Origin of the sequence: Streptomyces sp. NPDC093586 (assembly GCF_044764905.1) — a bacterium.
Classification (GTDB): domain Bacteria; phylum Actinomycetota; class Actinomycetes; order Streptomycetales; family Streptomycetaceae; genus Streptomyces.
The window spans coordinates 1-5,755 of the sequence record NZ_JBIWJA010000083.1 but is presented as its reverse complement, the minus strand read 5'-3'; the positions used below and the strand labels follow the sequence as shown (position 1 = coordinate 5,755).

Here is a 5,755-nt window from a genome sequence, read left to right as displayed (position 1 = left end):
CAGTCCGGCGTCGGCGAGGGCGTCGGTGATGACGGTGGCCTGCCCGCTGACGCTGGGCGCGGTGAAGCCGACCTTGTCCGAGCCGTCGTTGTTGATGGCGCTGCCGCGGACGACCGCGTAGATGCGGTCCCCGGCCTCGACCGCGTCCGACAGCCGGCGCAGCACCACCGCCACCACGCCGTTGCCCACCACGGTGCCCTGGCGGTCGGCGTCGAACGCACGGCACGAGCCGTCCGGGGAGAAGACGAAGCCTTCCTGGTGGTAGTAGCCGTACTCCAGGGGGAACGTGAGGGCGGAGGCGCCGACGAGGGCCACGTCGGACTCCCCGCGCAGCAGGCTCTGCCTGGCCAGATGCGCGACCACCAGCCCGGTGGAACAGGCCGTCTGCACCGTCAGCGCGGGGCCGCGCAGATTCAGCTTGTGCGCCACCCGGGTGGACACGAAGTCGGATTTGTTGCCGAGGAGGTTGCGGTAGAACTCGTGGAGTTCGGTGATCTCGTCGCCGCGCACCGTTCCGGTGTTGTAGCCGCCGAATCCGGCACCGGCGAAGACTCCGATGCGGCCCGGGTAGGAGCCGGGCCGGATGCCGGCGTCCTCCAGGCCCTGCCAGGCCGTCTCCAGGAAGAGCCGGTGCTGCGGATCCATGTTCTCCGCTTCGGACCGTGAGTAGCCGAAGAACTCGGCGTCGAAGAGGTCGGCGTCCTCCACATAGCCCTTGGCCGGGACGAACGCGGGATCCTCCAGTACGTTCCCGGGCACCCCTGCGTCGAGCAGCTCTTGGTCGGTGAAGCGGCGGATCGACTCCACTCCGCCCCGCAGGTTCGCCCAGAACTCCTCCACGCCGTTCGCGCCCGGCAGGCGCAGGGCGATGCCCACGATCGCCACCGCGTCCTCGTCGGGGCGCTCCACGGTCGATGCCGTCGCGGCGGTCACCGCGGGCGTGGCGTCGCCGCGCAGGAACGTGGTCAGCTCCCGCACGCTGGAGTGGCGGAACAGCGTGGAGAGGGGGAACTCGCGGTCCAGGCCGGTGCGGATCAGCTCGTGCGCCCGCACCGCCGTCAGCGACGTTCCGCCCAGGTCGAAGAATCCGCTGTCCGGGTCGACCTCGGCCGGCTCCAGCTCCAGTACCTGTGCCCAGGCCGAGAGCACCGTCTCCCACACCCGGTCATCGCCTGCGACCGGCCGCGCGGGCTGCGACAGGGGCGGCGCGGCCGGTTCCGGCGGCACGGCGGCGCCGTGCCGCCGGAACCGGCCCTCGTCCTCGGTGTGGAGCAGGGACAGCCGGCTGACCGGCAGGTCGCTGTCCCGGACGAAGGAGTTCAGCAGGGTCTCGAAGTTCGCGACCATGCGCCGTGCGGATTCCTCGTCCAGTACGTGCGACTGGAACTCCAGCTCCCCGCGCAGTCCCTGCGCGGCGGGTGCGAGGCTCATGGTCAGCTCGAACTTGGCAGTTCCCGCGACGTTGCCGGTGAAGGATCCGGCGAACGGCTGCCACGTGCCGTCGGCCGGCTCCGCGCCCAGGCCGTAGTTGAACACCGCCCGGAACAGCGGGTTCTCCTCGCCGTTGCGTTCGGCGTCGACGACCTTGATCAATTCGGACAGGGGTACGTTCTGGTGTTCCATCACGCCGAGCACGCGGGTCTTCAGTGCCGACAGCAGACCGGGCACGTTCGGGTCCGCGGTGAGGTCGCAGCGCAACGGAAGGGTGTTGGCGAGGAAACCGATGATCTCCGCCGATCCGGACAGTCCGCGCCCGGACCACACCGTGCCGATGCTGAAGTCCCGCTGCTCGCTGTACCGGGAGAGCAGTACCGCGAAGGCGCCGGCCAGCACGGTGTAGAGGGTGACTCCCGTGTCGGAGGCGAGGGCCTCCAGGTCGCCCCGGAGGGTGTCCGGCAGCGCGAACCCGACCTTGCCCGCGCCGGATTCCGGGGTGGCCCGCGGCAGTTCCAGGCGCGGGACCCCGGCCAGTTCGTCCCGGAAGAAGCCGAGTCCCTGCTCGAAGGCTCCCTGCGCGATGGCGTCCTGCTCCCAGCCGGCGTAGTCGCCGAGGTGCGCGAGCGGCTCGCTGCCGCTGCCGGGAACGAGGCCTGCGCGGAACTTCCCGTACGCGGCGAACAGTTCGTGCAGCATCATCACCAGCGACCAGGCGTCGACGATCGCGTGGTGCAGGGTGAAGCAGACCACCTGTTCGCCCGTTCCGGTGAGCACCAGGCAGCGCAGCAGCACGGGGCCGGACAGGTCGAAGGGCGTCTCGGCCTCGGTCCGGATCCGGTCGGCCAGTTCCTCGGAGTCGGCCACCTCCCCGAAGCTCAGCGGGGTGGAGAACTCCTCGTGCACCACCTGCACCAGCTCGCCGTCGCGGCTCTCCAGGCCTGTGCGCAGTGCCTCGTGCCGCCGCACCACGTACTCGACGGCGGAGGCGAACGCGGCGCGGTCCAACGGTTCGGCGACCCGGACCGGCATCGTCACGTTGTACTCGGCCGTGCCAGGACGCATCTGCTCCAGGAACCACAGCCTGCGCTGCCCCTCGGTCGCCGGGTGGACGTCGCGTCGCGCCACGCGTTCCACGCGTGGGGCACGCTCGGTGCCGTCGCCCCGCTCCCGTACGGACTCGTTGAGGTACGCCGCCAGGCCGGCGGGCGTCGGGTGGTCGAAGATCGCCGTCGCGGGCAGCGGCAGTCCGGTCTCGACGGCCAGCCTGCGGCGCAGTTCCACCGCCATCAGGGAGTCCAGGCCGAGGTCGGTGAAGACGGCCTCGGGGTGGATCTCGGCGGACGTGCCCAGGGCCAGCGCCGCTTCGCGCCGCACGAGATCCGTCAGGGCGTGGAGGCGTCGCGGTTCCGGCAGGTCGGCCCAGCCGGTGCCGGTCGTCCGGGTGTCCGCCAGCCTCCGTACCCGGGACCTGCCGCGCAGCAGCGGCGACCGGGCCTCCTCCGGCCCGGAGAGATCGACGCGGACAGGAACCACGTGGGCCGGCCGGGCTTCCAGGGCGGTGTCCAGGGCGTCGAGGGCCTGTGCGCCGGTCAGCGCGGTCACGCCCTGCCTGCGCATCCGGGCCAGTTCCGCCTGGCCGAGGTGCGCGGTCAGCCCCGTGCCGGCCTGCTCCCACAGCCCCCAGGACAGGCTCAGTCCGGGAAGTCCCTGCCTGCGCCGTTCCAGCACGAGCGCGTCCACGAACGCGTTCGCCGCCGCGTAGACGCTCTGTCCGGCGCCGCCGAGCACGCCGGCGGCCGAGGAGAACACCACGAAGGAGGTCAGCGGACGGGTGGCGGTCAGCTCGTGCAGCCACCAGGCCGCGCGTGCCTTCGGAGCCCAGACGCGTTCCAGTCGCTCCGGGGTCTGGTCCGCCAGCAGGCCGTCGTCGAGCACGCCGGCCAGGTGCCACACCTCGCCGAGGTCCTCGACGGAGTCCACGAGCCCGGCCACGGCTTCGCGGCTGGTGACGTCGCAGGCGACCACGCGCACGCTGTCGGCCCCGGCGGCGGTCAGTTCGGCGACCAGGCCGCCGACGCCGTCCGCCCCTTCGCCCCGGCGGGAGGCCAGGACCAGTCTGCGCGCGCCCCGAGCCGTCACAAGGTGCAGGGCGACCTGCCGTCCCAGCTCGCCGGTACCGCCGGTGATCAGCACCGTGCCGGGTGCGCCGTCCGGGTCGCGGGTGTGAGCGGCGGTTGCCGCGCGGTCCGCCGGTGCCGTGTCACGGGGGGAGAGCCGTACCAGCCGGGGGACCCGGATGCCGGCACCGCGGACCACGAGCTCCGGCTCGGGGACGGTCAGCGCCGCCCGCACGGCGTCCGGATCGGCGTGCCCGTCCACGTCGACCAGCCGGACCGGATGCCCCTCGGCGCGGGCCGCCCGCAGCAGCCCCCACAGGGGTGCCGAGGCCAGGTCGACGGTCTCGCCCTCGGCCGCGGACACCGCCTGGCGGGTCACCCAGACCAGCTCGGCCCCGTCCAGCCGCGGGTCGGCCAGCAGGTCCCGCGCACGGACCAGTGCCGCCGCGGTGGACTCCTCCGGTGTGCCGGAAACCTCCGTGGCGTCCACGACGATGCGGGAGGCGACCGGTCCGGTCCCGGCGTCCAGCACGGGCAGCGCGAGCGCCGCCGCGAGGGGGCCACCGGTGATCACGGTGTCCGCGAGCGCGGTGGCAGGCGCCGGGCACTCCTGGAACTCCACCCGGTACAGGTGCCGTTCCGCCGCCACCCGCAGGCTGCCCGCGGTGGCCTCGCGGAGCCGCAGGCGCGCGGTGGCCACCGGATTCCCGTTCTCCTCCGTCACGGACAGCTCGGCCTGCTCGCGTGTCTCGTCGAGTCGTACGCGCACCCGCACGACCGAGGCCCCGGTCGCGTACAGCCGGACGTCGCTCCACTCGAACGGCAGCAGGACCCGCTTGCGCGGCTGCCCGCCGGCCGCGCCGGTTCCCTGGGCCTCCTGGGCCTCCTCGGCCGCAAGGACCGTGTGGAAGGCCGCGTCCAGCAGGGCGGGGTGAATGCCGAAGCCCTCGGTCCGCAGGCTCTCGGGGAGGCGGAGGACGGCGTGCAGCTCGTCGTCCCGTCGCCACAGGTCGCTGACGCCCTGGAAGGCGGGTCCGTAGTCGATGCCGCGCTCGCGGAAGCGGTCGTAGAACCCGGTCAGGGAGACGTGCTCCGCGTGCTCGGTCGCCGTCCAGTCGACGGGCTCCGGCGCGGGCGCGGGCGCGCGGTGGGTGAGCCGGGCGGTGGCGTGGGTGGTCCAGGGGGTGTCGGGGTGGGTGTCGGGGCCGGGGTGGGTGTGCACGGTGGCCTGGCGGCAGCCGTCGGCGTCGACGCCGGTGACCGCGACCTGGATCCGCAGGGGCCCGCTGTCGGGCAGGACCAGCGGAGTGGCGAGGGTGAGGGTGTCGATCCCGGTGGCGCCCACGTGTTCGGCGGCGGTGAGGACCAGGTCGAGGATCCCGGTGCCGGGCAGCAGGACCGTGCCGAACACCCGGTGTTCCCTCAGCCACTGCTGCCCTGCGCCGGCGGTGTCGATCCTGCCGGTGAGGATCAGTCCGTCGCCGGTGGCGAGCGGGGTCGCGTGCGTGAGCCACGGGTGGTCCAGGCCGTCGGCGCCCCGGGCCGACGGGCCTCCCGACGCGGTCGCGGGGGCGGCGTGCCAGTAGCGCTCGCGGTCGAAGGCGTAGGTGGGGAGCCTGTCCTCGACCGGGGTGCGCGGTACGGCGTGCTCCCACGGCCACTGGTCCGCATGGCCGAGTCCGGCGTGGACCCATGAGGTGAGCAGGTCGGTGGTGTCGGCCTGGTGGCGGTGGGCGGTGGCGTGGCTGGTCCCGCCGTGCCGCTGGGTGATGTCGTCGAGGGCCATCGCCATGACGGGATGAGGACTGATCTCGACCCAGGCGTGATGACCGTCGGCGGCGGCCGCATCGGTGGCCCGGTCGAAACGCACCGGCCGGCGCAGGTTGGCACACCAGTAGTCCGCGTCCATCTCGGTGCCGTCGACCTCACGGCCGTGGACGGTGGAGTACAACGGCGTGTGTCCGGGCCGGGGCTCCAGACCGGCCAGTTCCTCGGCGAGGCCGGGCAGCAGCGGGTCCATGTGCGCGCTGTGGGAGGCGTAGTCGACCTGCACACGACGGGCGAACACGCCCTCCGCCCCGAGCTGTTCGAGCAGCGTGTCGAGGACCTGGCTGTCCCCGGAGACGACGGTGGAGGCGGGGGTGTTGACCGCGGCGACGGACAGGCCGGTGCCGGAAAGGCGTTCGGTCACCCACTCGTGG

The 5,755-nt window shown here is 73.2% G+C and carries 1 protein-coding gene; it reads right to left on the bottom strand.

The features are described from left to right. A partial coding sequence (locus ACIRFH_RS36385; protein WP_403530818.1) for an SDR family NAD(P)-dependent oxidoreductase occupies positions 1-5,745 on the bottom strand: 5,745 nt, incomplete at its 3' end. Positions 5,746-5,755: the final 10 nt, after the last annotated feature.